Source organism: Neotabrizicola sp. VNH66 (genome assembly GCF_049445895.1).
Classification (GTDB): Bacteria; Pseudomonadota; Alphaproteobacteria; order Rhodobacterales; family Rhodobacteraceae; genus Pseudogemmobacter.
The window spans coordinates 212,311-233,968 of record NZ_JBMSDW010000004.1 but is presented as its reverse complement, the minus strand read 5'-3'; the positions used below and the strand labels follow the sequence as shown (position 1 = coordinate 233,968).

16 protein-coding genes are annotated in these 21,658 nt (G+C 64.9%); 5 read left to right on the top strand and 11 right to left on the bottom strand.

Features of this window, described 5'->3' with window-relative positions:
• Window positions 1-2: 2 nt before the first annotated feature.
• The 4 genes from ACO2Q5_RS07995 (at window position 3) to ACO2Q5_RS07980 (ending at window position 5,013) form a co-directional block, all read left to right on the top strand.
• Complete coding sequence (locus ACO2Q5_RS07995; RefSeq protein ID WP_423289704.1) at window positions 3-1,244, top strand: L-rhamnose isomerase; 1,242 nt, start codon at window positions 3-5, stop codon at window positions 1,242-1,244.
• 372 nt (window positions 1,245-1,616) lie between these two features.
• Window positions 1,617-2,165 carry a recombinase family protein gene (locus ACO2Q5_RS07990; protein ID WP_423289702.1) on the top strand — a complete coding sequence of 183 codons (549 nt, stop codon included), beginning with the start codon at window positions 1,617-1,619 and terminating at the stop codon, window positions 2,163-2,165.
• Window positions 2,166-2,311: 146 nt separating this feature from the next.
• Window positions 2,312-3,952 (top strand): HsdM family class I SAM-dependent methyltransferase, encoded by a 1,641-nt coding sequence (locus tag ACO2Q5_RS07985; protein ID WP_423289700.1) that lies wholly within the window; start codon window positions 2,312-2,314, stop codon window positions 3,950-3,952.
• Window positions 3,949-5,013 carry a BsuBI/PstI family type II restriction endonuclease gene (locus ACO2Q5_RS07980; protein WP_423289698.1) on the top strand — a complete coding sequence of 355 codons (1,065 nt, stop codon included), beginning with the start codon at window positions 3,949-3,951 and terminating at the stop codon, window positions 5,011-5,013. The genes ACO2Q5_RS07985 and ACO2Q5_RS07980 overlap by 4 nt, the downstream gene beginning before the upstream one ends.
• 87 nt (window positions 5,014-5,100) lie before the next feature.
• On the opposite strand, the gene ACO2Q5_RS07975 is transcribed toward ACO2Q5_RS07980, so the two are convergent.
• The 11 genes from ACO2Q5_RS07975 to ACO2Q5_RS07925 form a co-directional block, all read right to left on the bottom strand.
• On the bottom strand, window positions 5,101-6,543 hold the full coding sequence (locus ACO2Q5_RS07975; protein WP_423289696.1) for a hypothetical protein: 1,443 nt from the start codon (window positions 6,541-6,543) through the stop codon (window positions 5,101-5,103).
• 3 nt (window positions 6,544-6,546) lie between these two features.
• Entirely contained in the window at window positions 6,547-7,866 is a 1,320-nt protein-coding gene (locus tag ACO2Q5_RS07970) for a DUF3131 domain-containing protein (protein WP_423289694.1), read from the bottom strand.
• Window positions 7,866-9,701: a glycosyltransferase family 2 protein gene (locus ACO2Q5_RS07965; RefSeq protein ID WP_423289692.1), complete on the bottom strand. Its 1,836-nt coding sequence runs from the start codon at window positions 9,699-9,701 to the stop codon at window positions 7,866-7,868. Before ACO2Q5_RS07965 ends, ACO2Q5_RS07970 begins: the two co-directional genes overlap by 1 nt.
• Window position 9,702: 1 nt before the next feature.
• Window positions 9,703-10,854, bottom strand: coding sequence for an acyltransferase (locus ACO2Q5_RS07960; RefSeq protein WP_423289690.1), 1,152 nt, complete (start codon window positions 10,852-10,854; stop codon window positions 9,703-9,705).
• Window positions 10,851-12,464, bottom strand: a complete 1,614-nt coding sequence (locus ACO2Q5_RS07955) for a DUF3131 domain-containing protein (RefSeq protein WP_423289688.1) — start codon at window positions 12,462-12,464, stop codon at window positions 10,851-10,853. The genes ACO2Q5_RS07960 and ACO2Q5_RS07955 overlap by 4 nt, the downstream gene beginning before the upstream one ends.
• Window positions 12,461-15,481 (bottom strand): ATP-binding protein, encoded by a 3,021-nt coding sequence (locus ACO2Q5_RS07950; protein WP_423289686.1) that lies wholly within the window; start codon window positions 15,479-15,481, stop codon window positions 12,461-12,463. Before ACO2Q5_RS07950 ends, ACO2Q5_RS07955 begins: the two co-directional genes overlap by 4 nt.
• Window positions 15,481-15,903: an ATP-binding protein gene (locus ACO2Q5_RS07945; protein WP_423289684.1), complete on the bottom strand. Its 423-nt coding sequence runs from the start codon at window positions 15,901-15,903 to the stop codon at window positions 15,481-15,483. The genes ACO2Q5_RS07950 and ACO2Q5_RS07945 overlap by 1 nt, the downstream gene beginning before the upstream one ends.
• On the bottom strand, window positions 15,903-16,241 hold the full coding sequence (locus ACO2Q5_RS07940) for an STAS domain-containing protein (protein WP_423289682.1): 339 nt from the start codon (window positions 16,239-16,241) through the stop codon (window positions 15,903-15,905). Before ACO2Q5_RS07940 ends, ACO2Q5_RS07945 begins: the two co-directional genes overlap by 1 nt.
• Entirely contained in the window at window positions 16,238-17,401 is a 1,164-nt protein-coding gene (locus tag ACO2Q5_RS07935) for a PP2C family protein-serine/threonine phosphatase (protein WP_423289680.1), read from the bottom strand. Before ACO2Q5_RS07935 ends, ACO2Q5_RS07940 begins: the two co-directional genes overlap by 4 nt.
• A gap of 174 nt (window positions 17,402-17,575) precedes the next feature.
• Window positions 17,576-20,173, bottom strand: a complete 2,598-nt coding sequence (locus ACO2Q5_RS07930; RefSeq protein ID WP_423289678.1) for an ATP-binding protein — start codon at window positions 20,171-20,173, stop codon at window positions 17,576-17,578.
• Window positions 20,174-20,185: 12 nt separating this feature from the next.
• On the bottom strand, window positions 20,186-20,710 hold the full coding sequence (locus tag ACO2Q5_RS07925) for an oxidoreductase (protein WP_423289676.1): 525 nt from the start codon (window positions 20,708-20,710) through the stop codon (window positions 20,186-20,188).
• Window positions 20,711-20,874: 164 nt separating this feature from the next.
• On the opposite strand from ACO2Q5_RS07925, the gene ACO2Q5_RS07920 reads away from it, so the two are divergent.
• The gene (locus tag ACO2Q5_RS07920; protein ID WP_423289674.1) at window positions 20,875-21,477 is read left to right on the top strand and encodes a LuxR C-terminal-related transcriptional regulator; all 603 of its coding nucleotides are present in this window, start codon (window positions 20,875-20,877) and stop codon (window positions 21,475-21,477) included.
• The last annotated feature ends 181 nt before the right edge of the window (window positions 21,478-21,658 follow it).

Below are 21,658 nucleotides of genomic sequence, written 5' to 3'. Positions count from 1 at the left end.
CCATGACACGCTATGACAGCGCCCGCGCGCAATTCGCCGACTGGGGCATTGATACTGAAGCCGCCATCGCCGCCATGCTGGCGGTGCCAATCTCGGTCCATTGCTGGCAGGGCGATGATGTCGGCGGGTTCGAGAAGAAATCCGGCAGCGCGGGGGGCGGCATTCAGGCCACAGGTAACCATCCCGGCCGTGCCCGCACCCCCGATGAACTGAGGGCCGATCTGGAATTCGCCTATGGGCTGATCCCGGGCAAGCACCGGCTGAACCTGCATGCCTTCTATCTGGACACGGACGAAACGCCGGACCGCGATGCCATCGAATACCGGCATTTCGCCCCTTGGGTGGATTGGGCGAAAGATCAGGGTCTGGGGCTGGATTTCAACCCCACCTTCTTTGCCCATCGCAATGCCGATGACAACCTGACCCTGTCCCACCCGGACAAGGGCATCCGCGATTTCTGGATCGAACATGGCCGCCGCTGCCGCGAGATCGGCGCCCGGATGGGGACGGAACTGGGCAGTCCCTGCGTGATCAACAACTGGGTGCCGGACGGGTCCAAGGATATTCCGGTGGACCGGATGGCGGCGCGGCGGCGGCTGGAAACCTCTTTGGATGCGGTATTTGCCGCACCGCTGCCCAAGGCGCAGCTGATCGACGCGGTGGAATCAAAGCTGTTCGGCATCGGGGTCGAGGCCATGACCGTGGGCAGTCATGAATTCTACATGGGCTATGCCATCCGCAAGGGCACGGCCCTGTGTCTGGATATGGGGCATTTCCACCCGACCGAAAGCGTGGCGGACAAACTGTCGGCGGTGGCGCTGTCGCTGGAGCATATCCTGCTGCATGTCAGCCGCCCGATGCGGTGGGACAGCGACCATGTGGTCCTGCTGAATGATGATCTCTTGGCGCTGGCGCAGGAACTGGTCTTTGCGGACCTGCTGCCAAAGACCAGTATCGGGCTGGACTTTTTCGATGCCACGATCAGCCGCACCGCGGCTTGGGTCATCGGGGTGCGCAACATGCAGAAGGCGCTTCTGCGCGCGTTCTTGCTGCCGCAGGCCCGGCTGAAGGCAGCCGAGGCGGCGCTGGACCATACCGCGCGGCTGATCTTGACCGAAGAAGCGAAGGATCTGCCCTTTGCCGCTGTCTGGGATGAGCTGTGCGCCCGGGCGGATCTGCCGGTGGGGCAGGGGTTGCTGTCTGCGCTGGAAGGCTACCAGTCCAAAGCTGCTGCCCGTGGCTGAAGCCCCATAAGGAGCGGGCTGCTTGTCTCCTCCGCCCCGGCGGTTCTGAACGGCGCCGGGGTGCTGCCGGCCCGGAAGCGGTCTCCGGGCCGGCCGGTTATTATATGAAGGAGCAGGGACCCGGGTCGCGCACGGAACTGCGGTCGATGGTGCCAACCTCAAACCGTATCTAGGATCTCGGCACCCCGTCAGGCGCAACCCTTCCCCCTTTGCAGGATGGTTTCGACCGGGCCGATACGGCGGAGCCGTGCCCGCCCGCAGATCGTGGGTCTGATCCTCCCGGGGCCCGGGACCCGGCCGTGGTCAAGGGGTTTCCGGCATCCTGCCCTGTGGCGTTCTTTGTGGGACATTTCATGAACATAAAGAAAGCAAATGCTTGCGTGTCCGAACACTCTGTCCCAGAACTGCGATATGACATGGGGTTATGCACGGGCATCGGCAGGGGATAGGACCCGCGATCTGCGGCGGCGCGCGTTGAGGCATGCCGGCTGTGGGCGGAGCCTTGAGGGTCGCATGTCCGGCGCACTTGGCCGGCAGTCCGGAGGTCAGGATGCCCTTGCCCGTTGTGGCGCATCGGATGTGCGGGTGGAGCGGAAGCTTGATCGGCCTGGGCGCTCGATGCCGCATGTGATCAAGGTGATGCGGGGTCTTGCGGCGCGCGGTTGCAGCTTTCAATCCCTGACAGAAAACACCGATGCGCCGACGGCGGATGGCGGCCTTGTGTTCCGGCTTATGGATGCCCTTCCCGAATGTGCGCGGGCGCTGACGGCCGGGCGGACCACGGCAGGCCCCGCCTCCACGGATCAGCGCGAAGGGCCGCTTGACCGCAAGCGGGTTTCGTCTGCAGAACTGGCCCGTCTACGGGTAGGCCGGTCGTTGCCGGACAGGCCGCTGGATGCAGAGAAGGGCCGGGCGGCATGAAATCGTCAGCCAAATCAGATGCCGCTGCCCCTGCCGAAGTCGCGGCTAGGCTGGATGCCAAACGGGCCGAACTCTCTCGGGCCCGCGTCATGGCGCGCGCCTGGTCAAGAACGATTGTGGAGAGCCGCCACACCGGCCAGGCTGCCTTGTTTGCGCGCACGGCGATGGAGGCCTATGCCGCCGAAGCTGCGCCCGGACTGATCCTGAGCAGACCGTTTGCGGCTTTGCAGGGTGCGCTTGATGCCACCACCCACCAACTCGCGCAGTCGATCGGGCAGGAGGCTGCCGCGCTTCCCGTGCTGGAAGGGTGCCATTTTCTGACCAGCCTTTACACGGCGCTGCTGCCGGGCCGGGAGCGGAGCGCCCTTGGCGCCTTCTATACGCCGCCGGCCCTGGCGCAGCGGCTGCTTCAATTGGCGGATGAGGGCGGATTGGACTGGTCCTCGGCGCGTGTGCTGGATCCGGCAAGCGGCGGCGGTGCCTTCCTGCTGGAAGCGGCGCTGCGCATGCGGCAGGCGCTTGACGGCAGCGAGCCGGCCTTCATCCTGGCGCAGATCGGTGCCCGTCTCTCGGGCTTTGAGCTGGATCCCCATGCGGCGGGGCTGTCGCAGGCCGCTCTGGAGATCATGCTTTCTGACCTGAGTGCCGCCAGCGGCCGGATGGTGCCTGTCATCGTCAAAGTGTGCGACACGCTGGAAGAGACGCCCGGCCCGCAGTTCGATCTTGTGATCGGCAACCCGCCCTATGGGCGGGTGACGCTGACGCCGGCGCAGCGCAGCCGCTATGCGCGGGGTCTTTACGGACATGCCAATCTTTACGGGGTTTTCACCGATATCGCGTTGCGATGGACGCGCGCAGGCGGGCTGATCGCCTATCTGACCCCGACCAGTGTTCTGGGTGGCCAGTATTACACCGCCTTGCGCCGGCTTCTGGCTGCCGAGGCGCCGCCGGTCGCAATCGACTTTGTTCATGCGCGGCGCGGCGTCTTCGAGGATGTGCTGCAAGAGACGCTGCTTGCCCTTTACCGCAAGGGGGGGAAGCCCGGGCGTTTTCAGGTCCACCATCTTGATGTCGAGAGCGAGCGCGAGGCGCGGCCGGTCAGGAACGGGACGGTTGGCCTGCCGGGGGATGCCGGTGCACCTTGGCTCGTCCCACGGGAGCCCGCCCATGCAAGATTGATATCGGCTGCCGAAGGCATGACGGCCCGGCTGGCCGACTGGGGCTATGGCGTTTCCACCGGCCCGCTTGTCTGGAACCGCTTCAAGTCACAGCTGCGCGGCCGTGGGGCGAAGGGCTTGCATCCGCTGATCTGGGCCGAGGCGGTGACGGCGGATGGCCGTTTCGTATTCCGTGCGGAGAAAAAGAACCATGCGCCCTATTTCAGGACAGAGCCCGGGGACGGCTGGCTTGTCGTCGACCAGCCCTGCGTCCTTGTGCAACGCACGACCGCCAAGGAGCAATTGCGCCGTCTGATCGCGGCAGAACTGCCACAGTCCTTCATTGACGCACATGGCGGGGTGGTCGTTGAAAACCACCTGAACATGGTGCGCGCGATTGGTGAACCGAAGGTCACACCGGCAACCGTGGCGGCCGTGCTGAACAGTGATGTGGTCGATCAGATTTTCCGCTGCATCAGCGGAAGCGTCGCCGTCTCTGCATTCGAGCTTGAGGCCGTCCCGCTGCCGCCACTGTCTGCCATCATGCAGGTCGAAACGCTGGTCGCCGGGGGTGCGGCACGTGCGGCAATCGAGAAGGCTCTGCGCAACCTATATGGGTTCGACGCATGACATGGCCTGCCATGCTGCCCTGGAATGAGATCCATGCGCGTCTTCCGGAAATATTCCCCGAAGGCTCGGCGAACCGCGAGCATTCGATCTGGGAAATCGCCGCAAAGACCATCTTCGTGATGCTTTACGCCGGGGCGGTCGAAGGGGCGGGGCGGTGGATCCGCCCTGATCAGGTCACGCGGATGACCGAGGAGCAGGCCGGGCAAACCGGTGAAGAGGCGCGCGATGCCTGGGCGGCCGTCTCGGTCCGGCCCGGAAAGGCCGATGTTCCGGGCCGCTGGTATGCGGTCAACACCCGCGAATCCATCCGGGATGACACGATCCGTTATGCCCTGATCCAGAATGGCGCCGTGATCGAACGGGCTGGTCTTGCCACCACCTCACCGGCCGGGCGCTATGCGTTGCAGGGAGAGTTTGCCGCGCTGCTGGCCCCCGATATGGATGAGGTCACCTTCGTCGCCAAAGCGGCGGCCTGGCGAGAAAAGCATCTGAATGCCGGTGCGCTTGCGCGGATCGCCATCGTTCGCAAAGGCGCGGCCGGAGGCGGGGCCTTTCAGCTGGTGACCTTCCCCAATGGTGAGACCCGGCGCATGGCGGCCGGGCCGAGCGCGGATCTGTCAAAAGCCGTGATCGAGGGTTTCGCGCCCAGGTTTCTGGAACGGCCCGGCGTCATCGCCCTGAGCGAGAGCGGCAACAAGGTTGTCGCGCGGGATGACGAGCTGGCGAAAGCGATCGGCCTGACGATTCCCGCCGACAAGAGCCTGCCCGATATCGTGCTGGTCGATCTTGGACCGCAGCACCCGCTTCTGATCTTTGTCGAGGTGGTGCACACGGATGGGCCGGTGAATGATGCCCGGAAAACCGCACTTCTGCATATTGCCGAAGGGGCTGGTTTCGCGCCCCAGCATGTCGCATTCGTGACGGCCTATCTCGACCGGGCGTCGCAGGCCTTTCGCAAAACCGTCAGTGGTCTGGCCTGGGGCAGCTATGCCTGGTTTGCGTCAGAGCCGGACAAACTTGTCCTGTTCGGCGCCAGGCCGCAGCGGATCGAAGGCGGCTGACGCGCCCGCCTGCTGCCTTTTCCGGTTTTGCTCCCGATCCAACCCGTCCGCAGTCCGGTTGCGGGCGGCCGGGTCATCACGGCAATGTCACGGGGTGGCCGCTTGCGCCTTGCGGCAAACAAGGTCGCGCAGGCGGGCGTTGATTTCGTCGGGCGCCATCTTGTTCGAAGCCTCGCCGAGCGCCCAGAGCACAGCGGTTCGGGTGCGCGGGCCGAAGGTGCCGTCGATCGGGCCGGGATCAAGGCCATAGAGCAGCAGCAGGCGCTGTGTCCGGCTGCCAGCAGGCTCTGCCGGCAGATGATCGGCGTAGCAGCTCTGTCCCGCCTGTGACGATGGTTGGGGCGACCCCGCGACCGGACAATCCCCCAGACGAACGGGCAGCACCAGGTGAAGCGGCGCCGCAACATTGCTCAGCGCATTGGCAGGGACACCAGCCAGCAATTCAGCAAAAGGCAGGCCGGGCCAAGGCCGCAGACTGAGGCAGAGCGGGGGAAGGTCCTGAAACAGCGACATGGCCGCGGGCCGGGGTTCGGCAGGCCCCGCCGGAGCGCCCGTCGCAGGCTTCTTGTCTGGAACCGTCTTGCCGGCCGCAGCGGGATCGCCTGAGGCGGCTGGGGTATGGGCAGGCTTTGCCGCCGCGTCCGGGGCCGGGCTGGCGGGTGGCGGCGCAGCAGGTTTCCCGGTCGCAGGTTGGGGCGACGCGCCCGATTCCGTATGGGCTGGTTCCGAAACAGTCGCTGTTCCGGCGGGCGGCTTGGCCGGTGCAGGTTTTTCCGATGCGGGTGGTGCGGTGCCGCCTGCTTTCGGGTCCGCGGGTTTGGCGGGTGACTTTGCGGGCTCAGCCGGTTTTGCAGGCGCGGCCGGTGCAGAGGCTGCGGCGGGCGGCGTGGCCGGTGCAGGCTTTTCCGATGCGGGCGGCGCGGTGCCGCCTGCTTTCGGGTCCGCGGGTTTCGCCGGAGCCTCTGCTGTCGCTGCGGGTGGTTTGGCCGGGGCGGGCGTGGCGGGTTTTTCCGCTGCGGGTTTCTCGACCGCAGGCTTGGCGGCCCCCGGTTTTTCCCCATCGGGCTTTTTGGGATCGGGCTTGGCAGCACCGTCCTTGGGTGCCTCTGGCGTTTCCTTGGGTTTGGGTGGCTTGTGCGTCAGGCATTCCCCCAGTGCCTTTGCCACGGCCATCGCATCGGCAGGCGGGCTCTGAATGGAGCGGTAGCTGCACGTTCCCTTGGCAAGGTCACAGTCGAAATCGACCCGCCATGTCATCATATGCGGGTCGGCGCCCAGAGAACCCGAGCCGTTCACGAACAGCCGGAAGTCATAGCCCGCCTTGCCGGCCAGCCCCTGCTGCCATGCACCCGGAAACCGAGCGGTCGTGACGCTGGCCTGGCCGATGACAGTGTCGCGCGTGTCGGGCAGCGGGTCCAGCGGGCTGGTGGGCGGGCAGGCGATCTTGGCGGGCGCGGGGGCGACCTCGGCCGACAGGGGTGGGACCCCGGCCAGTACAGACAGAAGGACCGCCGCAACCCGCCCGCGCATCGCTTATTTTCCGATCTGCAGCATGGGGCCGCCGGCCCGGACGGCCAGCGCCGTCAGGATGATCCCGTTGGTATTGGCGGTGATCGAGGTGTTGACCGCACCGTCGATCTCATAGCGTCCCTCCTGCCAGCCGCGGTCGGGTTCGTTCAGGTCCGAGACGGCGGCGACCAGACGGGCGGTGTAGGGCGTGGCAAAAAGCGCATCCCAGCCGAAGGCAGCCTTGGTTGAAAGGGTGCGCCGGCTGTCGATCCGTTCGCCGGAGAAGGACATCACCGCCCAGGGCTGGCCGCCGCCCCAGACCGAGGCATAGGCAAAATAGGGGGGCACATTGATATGACCCTCGCTGACGGCGGTCAGCTTGCCGGTATCGGCATAGCGCTTTTCCTGTGCCCGATAGACCTGCGAGGCAAAGATCTGCGAGCGCCAGTCAAAGCCGAATTCGATCCCGTCCAGAACATAGGGTTCGCTGGTGGTCATGGCGGGCGAAAAGCCGCGGTTCAACCGCGCATCGACCGGCACCATGACGCCGCCCACGTCATAGACGGCCAGATGACCTGTCACATCCAGCGCGCGCGTGGTGTCGACGCCAAAGGCCAGGAAGGCCTTGGCCGCATATTGTTCATAGCCGATCCGGCCCTCCTGATGCTCGCTCAGAACGCCATCGGTGATATTGGCGCCGTTCAGCTCGCCCAGCTTGTGGGCCCGCTTCAGGTTCCAGCCGGACAGCAGGCTGGTGATCCGCGGCGCCAGTTCCGGATGGGCATGTTCGGCGATGGAAAGGCCCGACAGAAGCCGCCCGATGTCCAGTGTCGACCAGCCGAGACCGCGTTCGCTGGGCTTGTTCTGGTAATCCACCAGCTCCAGCGTGCGGATGTCATAGGCTTTGTTGGGCAGCCCTTCCTCCAGCAGCCGGATCTTGGACAGACTGTCCAGCGCCAGCGTAAAACGGGCCATGGCCTGATCCTTGGTGATCAGGTCCAGCCGCTCGGCCGCGGTGACGGCCACGAAGAAGGTGCCCATCTCCCACATGGTGGTGGAGGGATAGCCATCGACCGAGCCGAGCAAGCCGGTGTCGGGGTCGATGTTGTTCTCGAAATAGCGCCAGGCGATGGTGGCTGCCGTCCGTTCCTCATCCGTCAGGGGGCGGGGCTGGGCAAGGGGCAGCGGTTCGACCGCGGTCAGGCCAAGCAGCGGATCCTCAGGCAGCGCCTTGCGGAGCTCCAGCCCTTCCAGCCAGAAGACCAGCGCCAGACCGCAGGCCAGGGCCAGAACCATCACGATATGGCTGCGGGCCCGCACGAGGTTTTGCCGGAAGGTCGCCATCAGGAATCTGCCTTGTTCTGGGTGTCGGGCGGGGTATCGGGTTGCCAGACGGCGGCGGCGATCATGCCGGCCATGGCAAGGCAATTGTTCAGGCCCCACAAGAGGTTGGTCACGACGCCGACGGTGCTGTAGTGACCAAGGCCCTGCCAGAGCGCAAAGACTGCCCAGAGACCCGCGCCCGCGGTCAGCACCACGACGGCGATCTGGGGTCGTACCAGCGACAGGAAGGCGCTGGCCTGCCGGGTCTTGGGCGTGACGTGGAAGCTGATCTTCTTGCCCCGCAGCACAGTTGCCAGCGCCTTCAGGCCCAGCGGAAAGAAGCCAAGATAGCTTGCCTTTGCGGCATAGCCTGCGATCCCCCATGTGCCGACCATCATGGCCAGTTCCAGAAGGATCAGGAAGGGGATGGCATGCAGGAAGAACTGGTCGGAATAGGCCGAAACCGGCGAGATTCCGGTGGCCAGATAGATCACCGGCGCGGCCAGGAAGACCACGTTCCAGAGCGAGCCCAGATAGGACCAGAAGGTCGAGCCATACATCAGCTTTTGCGGCAGTGTCAGGCCCTTGCGGAAGATCGGGTTGTCGTGGAACAGGATATCAAGGCTGCCCCCGGCATATTTGAACCGCTGGATCGTCCAGGCCAGCAGATCCTGCGGCGACAGCATCCGGCTTTCGATCGTCGGATGCAGCACCGATTTCCACCCCCGCTCGCGGTCGGAATGCAGCACGATCGAGGTGTAGATGTCTTCGGAGACGTGGAATTTGTACGGGGTCAACGCCTCGGCCACCACAGCCTCGGTCCGCATCGCCGCCATCAGCTCGGGCGCGACCGCGCGTTCGCGGCTGGTGACGGTGTAATCCTCTTCCGCGGCGATCACCCGGCGTTCCACCTGACGGCCAAAGCTGCGCAGCGCGGCTTCCATCACCGCTTCGCGCCGGTGGACCGAACCCGCGCCGCAGCAGAAGGCCGCATTGGCCCAGTTCCTGCGCCGCAGGATGATGTCGTAGAACATCTGCGGATCGTTCACGAACGGGTCCTGCCCCAGTGTCACCTCACCCACCACCGCCTCGATCCCGCGGCCAAGCCAGCGGCCGGGCGCACCCAGAGCACGCCCCAGCTTCACGGGCAGTCTGGTGCCCGCGGGCAGGTCATAGAACCATTGCGGCGTCTGCACCCAGGCCATGCGCGGATCGCGGAAATGCCCCAGCGTATGGCGCAGGATGGTGGAGAAGGGCCGGGTATCGGCATCGCAGATCACGATGAAATCGCCCGAGGTGACCTCCATCGCGTTGCGAAGGTTGCCGGCCTTGTAGCCTTCGTTCGTGCTGCGGGTGATGTAATTCACCCCTTCGTCCTCGCAGACGGCGCGCATCTCGGGGCGGCGGCCATCGTCCAGCACATGGATGCGGATGTCGATGGGATGGGGGTACGTGATGGCCTTGCTGTCGATGATCCCCAGCCGCACCAGCTCGGGGTCTTCGTTGTAGGTGGCGATGAAAATGTCCACCGCGATGGGCCGCCCGGCCTCGGGCGAATCCGGCGTGGTGTCGCCCAGCAGGGCGGGAGGCTCGGGCAGGACGACCGGCTGATCCTTCCACAAATTGATCACGAACAGGATCAGCCCGAAATAGGCCAGGCTTTCGGCCAGAACCAGCGGCAGGGCGAACCACATCGCATCGGGGTTCAGCGAATGCTGCCAGCGCCACAACAGATACCAGGCCCCTGTGACCAGCGTGACCACTGCCAGAAACTGCCACAGCAGTTCACGCGCGGGGGAATAGGGCACCGGCTCGGGCGGGCGGCGGTCCTCGAAGGCGCGGAAATAGTCGTCCAACTTACTCCCCCGAGGCGGCGCTGGCGCCCGCCCGGCGCCATTCCCAGGGCGCCGGACCAAGGCCGATGGTCCAGGCCGTGGCCTTGAGCCGGGACAGAAGCACGACAAAACCGAAGGTCACCGGCAGCACCACTGCAAACCGCAGGATGACCAGTGCCGCGGGCGAGAGGTCAAGGCCGGAACGGTAGACCGCCACATCATAGAGGTCGACCATCATGGGATGCGCCAGATAAACGCCGAAGGTGTAGCGCGCCAGACGGGACCAGCGCGGGCTCCACTCCCCGTATTGCAGGCCCATGAACAGGCAGAACATGAACAGCGGCATCAGGAAATGGCCGTAAAAGCTCCACCCGTCGCGGGCGCCCCAGGTGCCGCTCATGAGGGCGCTGCCATAGAAGGGCAGCGTGGCGACATAGGCTGTCAGGGCAAAGAACAGCGCACCACGCCGGATCAGATGGGATTCGCCGCGCGGAATGCCGTCTTTCCACAGACCGTAAAGCGCAAAAGCCGCCATGCCATAGCCGACATAGCCCAGCACCTTGGTGGCGCGGATCAGGCCGTCACGCACCAGATCGGTCACCGGCAGGCCCCAGATGAAACCCTGCACGTAATGCATCACCCCAAGCGTCGCAAAGAGCGACAGGCCGAGGATCGGATAGCGCATGGCAAGCTTCATCACCGGGTAGAACAGGAACAGCAGGAACAGCGTCGGCAGGAAGTGCATGTGATACTGCGCTTCGCCCAGCAGGAAATAGCCCAGCCAGTTCTGCCAGACGCCGATCTCGTCGCGGATATGGTCGCCGTAATGGAAGGCATCGGCCTTCACCAGCCGGAAGAAGATGTAGAACAGCGTCCAGACGGCGAACGGAACCAGCAGCCGCCGGGCCTGTTCGGCGATGGCAGGGCGGTATTCCAGCCGCCGCCGGTCCAGCTTCATCGCGATCAGGAACAGCGAGAAGGTGAAGAACATCTCCGAACCGGAAAATTCGGCGATCGAGCGCAGGATGACCGGGACCAGACGCTCATCCGGTGTGACCTTGGGAAAGGCACTGCCCGAGAAATCGGTCGTGCTGTGGATCAGCACCACCCCCATGGCGGCGCAGACGCGGTTCGCGTCAAACCAGACCATCCGCGGTTTCGGGGATGCGCTCATGGCGTGGCCTCATCGGCGGGACAGGCCGGATTGGCTGCCGTGCAGGACGGCAAGGATGCGGCTGGTTCGGGGGGAAGGGGCCGGGGTGCCGGGCGGCAATAGCGGAACCCGGCCTGCCCCTCGGCCGGCGGCAGGCCTGCCGGGCAATTGCCGGGGTCCGGCAGAGGCTCATGCGGCTGTGGTCCGGAGATGATCTTGGGGTGACATTTGTTGGCGCGCAGGTCCGTCCCCGCATTGGCGGTATCCCAGACCTGGGTAAAGGGGTTCTCATACCGCAGCAGGGGGCCCTGCACCTTGTACAGCAATGTGGCCAGCAGGATCCCGTTGTTGTTGGCCGAAGCCAGCGGGATCGCCCCGTTGCCGTTTTCATAGACGCCTTCGTAGAACCCCTTATCGGGATCGTATTGATCGGCGACATAGTCGAACAGAAGCTGGGTATAGGGCGTGTCCCACAGCGCCCACATGCCCATGGCGGCCTTGGTGGCCACGGCGGCGCGGTCGGGCTGATAGACGCCGGACGGATCCAGCGTGTTCCAGTTGTAGCCATCTGCAAAGATTGCGTCGTAGACGAAATAGGGGGCGCCTTCGACCTGATGCTCGGACCGCGCGGTCAGGATGCCGGTCGTGGCAAAGCGCCGCTCCTGCACCTCATAGATGCGGTCGGCGAAATCGGCGCGCCAGCCGTCCGAGGCGATGCCCGGCTGGTTGCTGCGATCCCCGACCAGATCCCAGTTCAGTTCGATCCCCTCAAGCAGATAGCCCTCGCTCAGCGCGTAGTTCTGGTTCTTGAAGATGCGCGGATCGCGGCCGTCCACCGGCACATCGACATCAAGGATGCGCACGAAATCATAGGGATCGGGGGACGAGGCCGCATCGGTGCTGAAACCCCAGAGCTGAAAGCCCTTGGCGGCATATTCTTCATAGCCGAGACGGCCTTCCTGCACATAGGTCACCTTCTTGTCGCCACTGACAAGCGCACCGTTCATGCGCCCGTCTTCGCCGATGACATTGCAGAAGTTCCAGCGCAGCACGACATTGTCGATGCTGCCCGCCAGATAGGGATAGCGCTCTTTCATGATCCGCAGCCAGATCAGCAACCGCCCGATGTCCAGCGCGGAATAACCCACCTCGCCGGGCTTGTTGGTGTAATCCACCTTCTCGCCGGTCTCGGTATTGTAGACCTTGTTCGGCAGTTCGCCGCGGAACAGGTTCAGGTTGCGCAGCGTGGCGATGATCTTGGTGGCGCGGCTGTCGAATTCGCGTTTGTCGATGATGCCCAGCTCATAGGCTGAGACCAGCCCGCTGAGATAGGAGGCGGTGTCCCACATCGTGGTAGAGGGGTAGCTGCCGACGGCATTCGCCAGCCCGGTCTTTTCCTGATAGGAATTGACGAAAAAGGCCCAGGCGACTTCGGCCATCTGCCGTTCCCGTTCTGTCAGGGGGCCATGACGGCCGAACGGGACCGATGCGTCGAACGCCGCGGTTGCGGGAACTTCGGCCAGGCCGGGACCGCTGGCCTGCGCGCCCAGATAAAGGGCGCCGCCCAAGCCCAGAAGCGCAAGCCCCGCGCCGACCACATAGGTTCTGGCCTTTGACCCGAGTTCCGTCATCCTGTCGTCGCCCCTGGCAGAAGGAGTTGGGCTCTCACCTCGGTAAGTCGTTCTACCAGAAGGTGAAGTACACTTTCCAAAAGGTTGATACGGGCGGGTTGTGGCAAAATGACGGCACTGATCTGTTCCAGTTCCAGCGCTTCGCGGGCAAGTGAGACACAGCCCAGATTGCCCGCCAGACCCACGACCGAATGGAAGGTGGCGCGCAGGGTGTCCCGGTCGCCCTGGGTCCGGGCGCGGCAGCTGTCCAGATTGTCCAGATAGCGGGCAATATCGGACAGGGCGGCCTCCAGCAGGGTCAGCAACAGATCTTCGCCCAGAGTTGCGGTCAGATTGGCAAGGCCACTGGCCAGTTCGCGCGCATGCTGTGCAGGGGCGGGATCGGCTGCGGCAGGGGGGAGTGGCGGCGCGTCGTCGGCAGGCAGGCTGAGGGTGGGCGTATTGAGAGGGGGCTGGTTGGCGGGCAGCACGGGCCTTTCGGTGTCGGGAATTTTCGCAAGCTCGGCGCGCAGGGCCTCTGCCATCAGGGGCTTGATCAGAACCCCGTCAAATCCGGCATTGCGGCAGGCGGTCCGCTCGGCCTCGCCGGCATGTCCGGTCAGCGCGACGACGGGCAGCCGGCCCTGCGCACCATCAAGCGCCCGGATCCGCGCCAGTGCCTGATAGCCATCCATGCGTGGCATCGACAAATCCATCAGGATCAGGTCAAAGGCTGTCGCACTGGCAGCTTCGACCGCCTCAAGCCCGTCGTTCGCAACTTCGCAATCCTGACCCAGCCGCGCCAGCAGCTGACGCGCCACCACCTGATTGACCCGGTTGTCATCGACGACCAGCACCCGCATCCGGCGCAGATCCTCGGGCGGGGCGACCGCTTCGCGCTGCGGGGGCGTCGCGACAGAGGCGCAGGGTACGGTCAGGGTGAAGGTCGACCCATAGCCCGGAATGCTGTTGAAGGTCAGGTCGCCCCGCATGATTTCGGTCAGGCTGCGGCAGATCGACAGACCAAGCCCGGTGCCGCCGAAGCGCCGGTTATAGCTCAGGTCCAGCTGGTTGAAGCGTTCGAAGACGTGCTTCTGCTTTTCCAGCGGAATGCCGATGCCGGTATCGGTCACCGCGAATTGCAGGCGCACCTCTTCCGCATCGTCCGGGTCGGGCAGGGCCGTCACCCGCAGCGTGACAGAACCGGCAGGCGTGAACTTGATCGCATTGCTGATCAGATTAGACAGGATCTGCAGAATGCGCGGGGCGTCGGCCGAAACCCAGGCCGGGACTTCGGGTCCGATCTGAAGATCGAAGGACAGCCCCTTCTCCTCGACGCGGTAGGCGTAAAGCTGCCGCAGGCTGCGCACCATGTCAAAGACCTGAAACGGCGCGGCCTCGGTCTCCAGCTTGCCGGCCTCGATCTTGGACATGTCAAGAATGTCGTTCAGGATTTCCAGAAGGGCATTGGCACTGCCGCGCGCGATTTTCACCTGCTCCCGCGGACCGGGCGGTAGGGATGCGGCCTCCAGCCCGCCCAGCATGCCCAGAATGCCGTTCAGCGGTGTGCGCAGCTCATGGCTCATCACGGCCAGAAAGTCGGATTTTGCGTTGTTGGCGCGATGCGCCTCACGCAAAGCCTCCTGCAATCGCTCTTCCTGATGGACCTGATCCGTAATGTCGATCAGCGTACCGGTCATCTCTTCCTGTGCACCGTTCGCATCATAGGTCATGGCCGCCGCACAGCGGAAATGATGCACATCGCCGTTGCGGTGCCGCATGCGGAAGGTCAGCGTCACCGTCCGCTCGCTTTGCGGTCCGGCGGCTTCGTTCATGCGGCGCAGGGCGGCGGCAACCGCTGAACGGTCATCCTCATGTATCATCTCGCGCGGTGCGACAGGCCCTCCCTCGGGGGGGTAACCCAGCAGCTGATACATCTCGTCCGACCACCAGACCTTGTCCTCGCGCACCAGATGACGGAACCGTCCCAGCCGCGAGATGCGCTGCGCCAGTGCAAGTGACCGTTCGCTTTCCGCCAGCGTGCGGCGCTGCGCCTCTTCCTCGGTGATGTCGCGCACGGTCGAGACCATCCGCCGTGGCGAACCATCCGCTGCGGCACTGATTTCCGAACGTGCCCAGATGTCGACGACCCGGCCGTCGCTGCGCCGGATACGGTGGCTGATCTCGCGGATTTCGGGGCGGCCGGTCAGGGCCGAACGTGCCAGCGCCCGCTTTTCGCTGAGGATCACCCGTTCGGTGTCCTCAGGCAGCAGCAATGCCGTAAAGTCGCGCCCCGACAGCATTTCTCCCGGTTCCAGCCCGTAGATCTCGGCCACCTGATCGGAATAGCGCACTTCATCCGTCACGAAATCCCACGAGATCGTGCCCAGACGCGAAATCCTTTGCGCTTCGGCCAGTTCGGCGACTGTGGCAGTCAAGAGACGGCTTTGCCGGTGCGCCCCACGGCTGCGGGCCAGAAAGGACAGGCTGGCTACGACCGAAAGCGACAGCAGCGCGCCGGAGACGATGACGATGACGCGGACGATCTGCGACAGGCGCGCGCTGGATTTTGCCGCGGCCTTTTCTGTCAGGTCGTCAAAGGCGACCTGATAGGCCCCCAGATGCGGGCCGAATGCGGCCAGAACAGCCACCGCACCGGCGGTATCCTGCGCGGCGGCGCGGCGGTCCAGCGCCTCGCTGGCAAGGACAAGCTGTGCGCCGAAATCAGGCAGCTCCGACCGCAGGTGCGGATTGTCCAGCACCTGCTTCACATCCGCGCGAAACTGCGCAAGGCTGGCCTCAAAGGCAGCGGAGTGTTCCGGCTGCGCCGACGCAAGGCCAAGCGCATCGGCCATCACGTCATTGTAGGCCACCTGAAGGCCGGTCATCTGGTGGCGATCCTCCACCGCGATGGTGCCCTCGCTGACCCGCCAAAGCGCGGGAACGGTCAGCAACATCACCCCGGTAAGCGCCAGTCCGGCCAGAAACGGCAACAGGCCGTTTGTCAGCTGGCTGCGCATGGGAAGGCGCCGCGGCATCAGTCCGGCTCTCCGATCCGGTAGGCCAGTGTCAGGACATTCGCCCCGTCCTCGCGCCGGAAGAGCAGCCGGTCCGAGCAGCTGTGCATGATGTGCAATCCGCGACCGCCCTCGGCCAGCGGATCGGGATCGGGGTCGGGCGGGGTGTCATACAATGCGGCATCGACCGGCTGTCCGGTTGCATCGCGGATGATGACGCGGATTTCCCGCCCGTCGCTTTCAATCCGCACCTCGGCCAAGGCCCCTTCAGGCCGTGTGCCGCCATGGCGCACCAGATTGGTCAGCGCCTCGATCACCGATAATTCGAACCCGATCAGCTTGGTGGCCGACAGATGGGGGGCGGCGGCGGCAACCAGCTGTGCCAGCGCCGGATCAACCGCCTCCAGATCGACGGCCATCGTGATATCGGCCAGCCGTGTCATCAGCTTTGCAATGCGCTGATGGCCCGTGCGGTGTCAGGCTGCAGCGAGAAGACCCGGTCCATCCGCGTGATCCTGAACAGTTGCAGCACGCTTTCGTTCAGGCCGCAAAGGGCGATTTCGCCCCGGTTGCCGACCCGTTTCAGCAGGCCGACAAGCGCCCCCACCCCCGAACTGTCGACAAAGCTGACCGGGGCAAAGTCGATGACCAGCAAATTGTGACCCGCCTCGACCAGTTCGGTCAGGGCGGTCTTGAACCCGTTGGCATTGGCTGCGGTCAGCCGGTCGAACTGGGGTTCGACAACGGTGATCCCCGGCGCGGGCTGCGAGGTCTTGATCATGGGGCGGGGTTCCTTTTCAGTGTCAGGATTGTCAGGTCATCTTCCAGCGGCGCACCGGCGCGCCAAGCCTCCAGCGCAGAGAGCAGCAGCGGCGTGACTTCGGCTTCGGCCGCGGTGCGGAAGACAGCTTCCAGCCGGTCCTGTCCGAAGGGCTCTCCCGCCGGATTCTCGGCCTCGCAGGCGCCGTCCGAACACAGAAGCAGCCGGTCCCCCCGCGCGAATGAGGCTGTCTCGTTGACGAAATCGGCCCGTGGCCAAAGCGCCACCGGAAAGCCGCCATTGCCGATCTGCGTCAGCCGACCCTCAGCCGAGAGATGCATGGGCGTCGTGTATCCCGCCTGACAATAGCACAGTCGGGAAGCGTCAAAGTCGATCACGCCGCAGAACATCGTGAAATATTCATCGCCGTCGTCATGCAGAAAGCGCCTGTTCAGCGCCGCCACCAGCGCCGCCGGATCGGGCTGCCCGTCGGGGGCAATCCCAAGCGAGGCGAAATACTCCGGTGTGATCAGATGGCTCAGCGACACCGACAGTAGGGCCGCATTGATGCCGTGCCCCGCCACGTCGATGACATAGAACCCCATCCGGTTTCCGGGCAGATCGAAGTAGTTGAACATGTCGCCCGAGACGATGGAGGAGGGGCGAAAGGCGGAATGCACCTCGCAGGGGCCGGACCGTCCGATGGCAGGGGGCAACAGGCGGTGCTGCGCGCGCGCGGCCGCCTGAAGGTCGGATTCGATCCGCTCCTTGGCGAGCTGCAGGGTGCGGTTGCGCTCGGACAGCACGGATTCATGGGCGGCCAGACGTTCGGCCGCGCGCAGCCGCGCGGTCATCGTGGCAAAGTCGAAGGGTTTGGCCATGAAATCGTCGACCCCGGCCTCCAGCGCGGCGCGGCGGTTTTCCAGATGGTCGCGCCCGGTCACGATGATGAAATGCACATAGCGCGGCAGGTTCAGCGCCCGGACCTCGCGGGCGACCTGCAATCCGTCCATGCCGGGCATGTTGATGTCACAGATGATGGCGGCGGCATCGGTTTCGCGCACGGCCCGCAGCGCGGAAAGGCCGTCCGGAACCTCCAGCGCCTCGTGTCCCAGTTTCGTCAGCACCGCCGAGGTGAACTTGCGCTGCAGCGCATCGTCATCGGCAACAATCACCCGCATGAACCCGCATCCCCGCGCCGTCCTGTGTCATGAACGGAGCCCCGGTCCGTCCGGACGGTCACATTCTGCAACCCCCGGGCCTTGTCTGACGCCGGAAAATGGCAACAGAAGGGCAAGCCGGCGGCCATTCTGATCAACCCTTGATTGCGGAGGCGCCGCTGTCGCGTCTGGGCCTTATGATGCCGTGCCGGGGGCGATGGCGGCCCGCAGTTCGGCCCGGGTGCGGGCCCAAACGGATTGCAGCACCGGCCGCGCGCGGTCCAGCGCACCGGGCTGACCCTTCTTGAAATCGGCCTCGAAGTCGCGGATCACCGCCTGCAGGTCGGCCGCGCCCAGAAAGCCGGCGGCACCCGCGCAGCGATGCAGTTCGGCCGCCAGAACGCTGTCTTCGCGCGGGCCCGCATCCGGATCCGCAATCCGGGTCAGGGTCTGGTCCGTCTCGGTCACAAACCGCTCGACCAAGGCGCTGACTTGTGCGGCGCCGATCGTGTCGCGCAAAGCGGCGACAGAGCTTGAATTCACCGTGACTTCGGCCGGTGCGGGATCTGACCCGTCCGCCTGAGCCGCAGCCGCGGCGGTCTGGTCCAGCAGCCGGATCAGGCGGTCGCGTTCAATCGGCTTCTGCAGACACTCGTCCATGCCGCAGGCCAGAAACTCTGCAATCTCTTCGGGCATCGCATGGGCGGTCACGCCGATGATCGGCGATGCCCGCGATGGGCCGTGGCCTGTCCGGATCAGCCGCGTTGCTTCGCGCCCGTCCATCACAGGCATGGAAATGTCCATGAGGATCAGGTCAAACCGGCGCAGTGCGGCCAGATCGACCCCTTCCTTGCCGTTGACCGCCTCGGCAGTCAGGTGGCCCGCCGCCTCGATCATGCGGCGCAGGATCACGCGGTTGATCTCGTTGTCCTCGACCAGGAGCACCGAGAGCTGGCGCTGCGGAGCATGGGAGACGGGGGCGCCGACGGATGCCGCCTCGACCGCCGATGCGGGGTCAGCCGGGGCCAGATCCAGTTGCAGCCAGAAGGTGCTGCCGGCACCCGGCTCGCTGCTCAGCCCGAGCGAGCCGCCCAGCAGCGCCGCCAGCCTGCGGGCGATCCCCAGACCCAGACCAGTGCCGCCGGACGCCCGTCCATAAGAGGAGTCGACGGTGGCGAAATCTTCGAAGATGCGCGCGTGGTCTTCCGGCGCGATGCCGATGCCGGTGTCGATGACGCGGAATTCAACTGGCAGCTGCCCGGCCGCATTCGCGGTGGGACCAACGCGCAGCTCGACCGCGATATCGCCATGCTCGGTGAACTTGATCGCGTTGCTGACCAGATTCAGCAGGATCTGCATGATCCGCGGCGCATCGCCCCGCATCCGGTCGACCGGCGCGCTGCACCATTGCCAGTGCAGGCGGTTGCCCCGCGCAGAGGCAAGCGCCGTTGTGCTGGCGATCACATCGGCCACCAGTTGACCGGGATCGAAGTCATGCAGATCGGGTTGCACCTGCCCTGTCTCAAACTGAGTCACGTCCAGAACGTCATTCACATGACGAAGCAGCAGCCGGCCCGAAATGTCCATGGTCTCAAGCAGGCTGATCTGGTCGGCCTGGAGCGCGGTTTCACGCAAGAGCGACAAGGCCCCCAGCAGACCGTTCAGCGGCGTGCGCATCTCATGGCTCATGACGGCAAGGAAATGCGCCTTGGCGCGCTGACCCGCGACGGCCCGGTCGCGGGCCTCTTTCAGATCGGCCTCGGCCTGAAGGCGGGCGTCGATATCCCGCGCAAAGGCCACGTTGATCGCACCGGTCGCATCGCGGGCGGTGGCGATGGCCAGTTCAAGCGCAAAGATCTGGCCATCCGGACGGCGCGCCCGCAGCGTCAGGCGTTCCGGCCCCCGGCCGTCGATCGAACGGTCATAGTAATAGTCACGGATACGCTCCAGCTGCGCCTCGCGCCCGTCTTCCGGCAGGATTTCCTCAAAGAAGGCGCGGCCCGGGGCGGTTTGCTGGGGTATGCCGAAGATACGGCTTGCCGCGCCGTTCCAGTCCAGAACCTTGCCCTGCCGGTCAAACACGATCACCCCGTCCAGTGACGAGCCGATGATGGTCTCAAGCCGCAGGCTGGTTTCGCGCAGTACCTTGGCGCGGGATTCGCTTTTCCGGTACAGCCGCAGCAGGGTGAAGGCCATCAGCGAAATCAGCAGCAGCAGGGCCAGGGTCAACGCGGCCAGACGCACCAGAAGTTCGGTCACCGCCTGCCGCCGCTGGTCCGAAATCGTTGAAAACCGTGCCAGCCCCTTCAGCGACAATTCCCGCACCGGCAGATCGGCGCGGCGGACCAGACCCGACAATTCGTCCAGACGCAGCATCATCTGGTCATCGGGCAGGTCGATGATCGGCACCATCTCTTCCATCAGGGCTTTGACCAGATGGAAATTCTGCGCAAAGCCGGGGTCTTCCAGCAGCGCGGCATAGACCGGACCGGAGGCCAGAATATCCAGCCGGCTGTAAAGCACATCGAACCGCTCTCGCAGCCGCGCGCGCGCGGCAGGCGCGTCTTGTGGCTGGCCGTCGACAACCTCATCCAGAGCAATCTGGAGGTTGAGATATTCGACGCTGGTCTGTGTCAGCGTCCATTGCAGATTGTCCGAATTCGCGGTCTCCAGCCCGCGCATCTGCTCGATCACCGATTTGCCCAGAACCGCCAGCCCGCCAATGCACAGCGCCACCGCCAGCACGAACAGCTGGGTGCGCAAAAAGCGGCCTATGGCGGGTTTGTCATCCATGGCGGGGCTGCATCAGGGTTGTATCTCAATGCGGTCAAGTTGCCAGATGCTGCGGGAATAGATCACCTCGGTCTGCAGATCGACAGAGGAATCATAGGGATAGACCACCCAGAGCGGCCCCTTTTCCCGCACCGACATCAGTTTGCCGTTCCGTTCGAACGCAAGGATCGGGCCATTCTGGTCCCATGCCTCAACCGGGATCAGAACCTCATAATCGTTTACGGCCCGGGCGGCGATGGTCGCGCCCTTGGCATCGACAGCCGCCAGCACGGCCTCCATCGGAACCCCGACAAAATCCTGCGTGCCTTGGGTCCAGATCGTCGAAGTGCTGATCTCCCGCGTTCCGAGGGACCGGAGCATATCAAGGTCGAACCGGGCCACCCCGGGGGCATTGGTGTTGCCGATCCCGCCACTGACCGTCAGGATCACGGGACCCGTCGGCTCGGGCAGGGTTCCGGCCCCGGCAAGCGCCGGGCACAGCAGAAGAAGCGTGGCTGCAATCAGGCCAAACTTGCGGCGCGGCATGTCAGGCGACATAAATGGCTCCGGATGGATCGACATGACAATGGTGAATGATTTCCACGGATGTGGACACCGGGAAAAAGGATCTGCCCCCCTATCCGGAAGGATAGGGTGCGATCATGATCCGTCGTGAAATCCGGGTGGTTCCGGGGCGGCGGACAGAAGAAAGAGGGGGACCGATGCGGATCTTGCTCGCCGACGACCACGGGCTGTTGCGCGACGGGATCTCGATGCTGCTGCGGTCCGAGGCCGATATCGAGGTCGAAACCGCGCATGATATTGCCGGGGCGCTGGGGCTGATGGGCAGCCGCCCGCCTTTTGACCTGATCATCCTCGACATCAACATGCCGGGCATGGACGGGCTCGCCGGCATGCGTGCGGTGCAGGCCTGCGCCGGTCGCGGACGGGTGGCGCTGATTTCGGGCAGTTCCGATGCCCAGATCGTGCAGAATGCGGTGGCGCAGGGCGCGATCGGTTTCATCCCCAAATCGCTGGCCGGTCCCGCGATGATCCTTGCCGTGCGTCTGATGCACAGCGGCACGCCCTATATTCCGCCGGATCTTATGGCCCAACCCGCCCCGGCCGCGGATCACCCCCTGAGCCCGCGCGAGCGCGAGGTGCTGGCGGCGCTGGTCGAGGGGAAGGCCAACAAGGAAATCGCCCGCAGCATGGAGCTGAGCGAACCGGCCATCAAGCTGCATATGAAGAACATCCTGCGCAAGCTGGGCGCAAAGAACCGGACGCAAGCCGCATTGATGGCGCGCAAGGAAGGCTGGTTCTGATCCGGCCCCTTCGGTGACAGGACGGGCATTTGGGATTGCCGGGAACGGCCGGGCAAAGCCTTTGATATGGTCCGGCTGTGGCCATCCTGCACGGCGCAGCCCGCAGCCGCTATTTCCGCCCCCCTCAGAACGGTCTGGATGAAAGCCGGTTCGGCAGATCGCTGACGAAGCACGTCTTGGC

Coding starts and splice junctions, on each gene's coding strand:
- ACO2Q5_RS07940 (WP_423289682.1), bottom strand. CDS start 16,241: ATGATCAAGACCTCGCAGCCCGCGCCGGGGATCACCGTTGTCGAACCC.
- ACO2Q5_RS07935 (WP_423289680.1), bottom strand. CDS start 17,401: ATGCGGGTGATTGTTGCCGATGACGATGCGCTGCAGCGCAAGTTCACC.
- ACO2Q5_RS07975 (WP_423289696.1), bottom strand. CDS start 6,543: ATGCGCGGGCGGGTTGCGGCGGTCCTTCTGTCTGTACTGGCCGGGGTC.
- ACO2Q5_RS07955 (WP_423289688.1), bottom strand. CDS start 12,464: ATGACGGAACTCGGGTCAAAGGCCAGAACCTATGTGGTCGGCGCGGGG.
- ACO2Q5_RS07960 (WP_423289690.1), bottom strand. CDS start 10,854: ATGAGCGCATCCCCGAAACCGCGGATGGTCTGGTTTGACGCGAACCGC.
- ACO2Q5_RS07990 (WP_423289702.1), top strand. CDS start 1,617: ATGCTTGCGTGTCCGAACACTCTGTCCCAGAACTGCGATATGACATGG.
- ACO2Q5_RS07920 (WP_423289674.1), top strand. CDS start 20,875: ATGCGGATCTTGCTCGCCGACGACCACGGGCTGTTGCGCGACGGGATC.
- ACO2Q5_RS07950 (WP_423289686.1), bottom strand. CDS start 15,481: ATGCCGCGGCGCCTTCCCATGCGCAGCCAGCTGACAAACGGCCTGTTG.
- ACO2Q5_RS07930 (WP_423289678.1), bottom strand. CDS start 20,173: ATGGATGACAAACCCGCCATAGGCCGCTTTTTGCGCACCCAGCTGTTC.
- ACO2Q5_RS07995 (WP_423289704.1), top strand. CDS start 3: ATGACACGCTATGACAGCGCCCGCGCGCAATTCGCCGACTGGGGCATT.
- ACO2Q5_RS07945 (WP_423289684.1), bottom strand. CDS start 15,903: ATGACACGGCTGGCCGATATCACGATGGCCGTCGATCTGGAGGCGGTT.
- ACO2Q5_RS07970 (WP_423289694.1), bottom strand. CDS start 7,866: ATGGCGACCTTCCGGCAAAACCTCGTGCGGGCCCGCAGCCATATCGTG.
- ACO2Q5_RS07980 (WP_423289698.1), top strand. CDS start 3,949: ATGACATGGCCTGCCATGCTGCCCTGGAATGAGATCCATGCGCGTCTT.
- ACO2Q5_RS07925 (WP_423289676.1), bottom strand. CDS start 20,710: ATGTCGCCTGACATGCCGCGCCGCAAGTTTGGCCTGATTGCAGCCACG.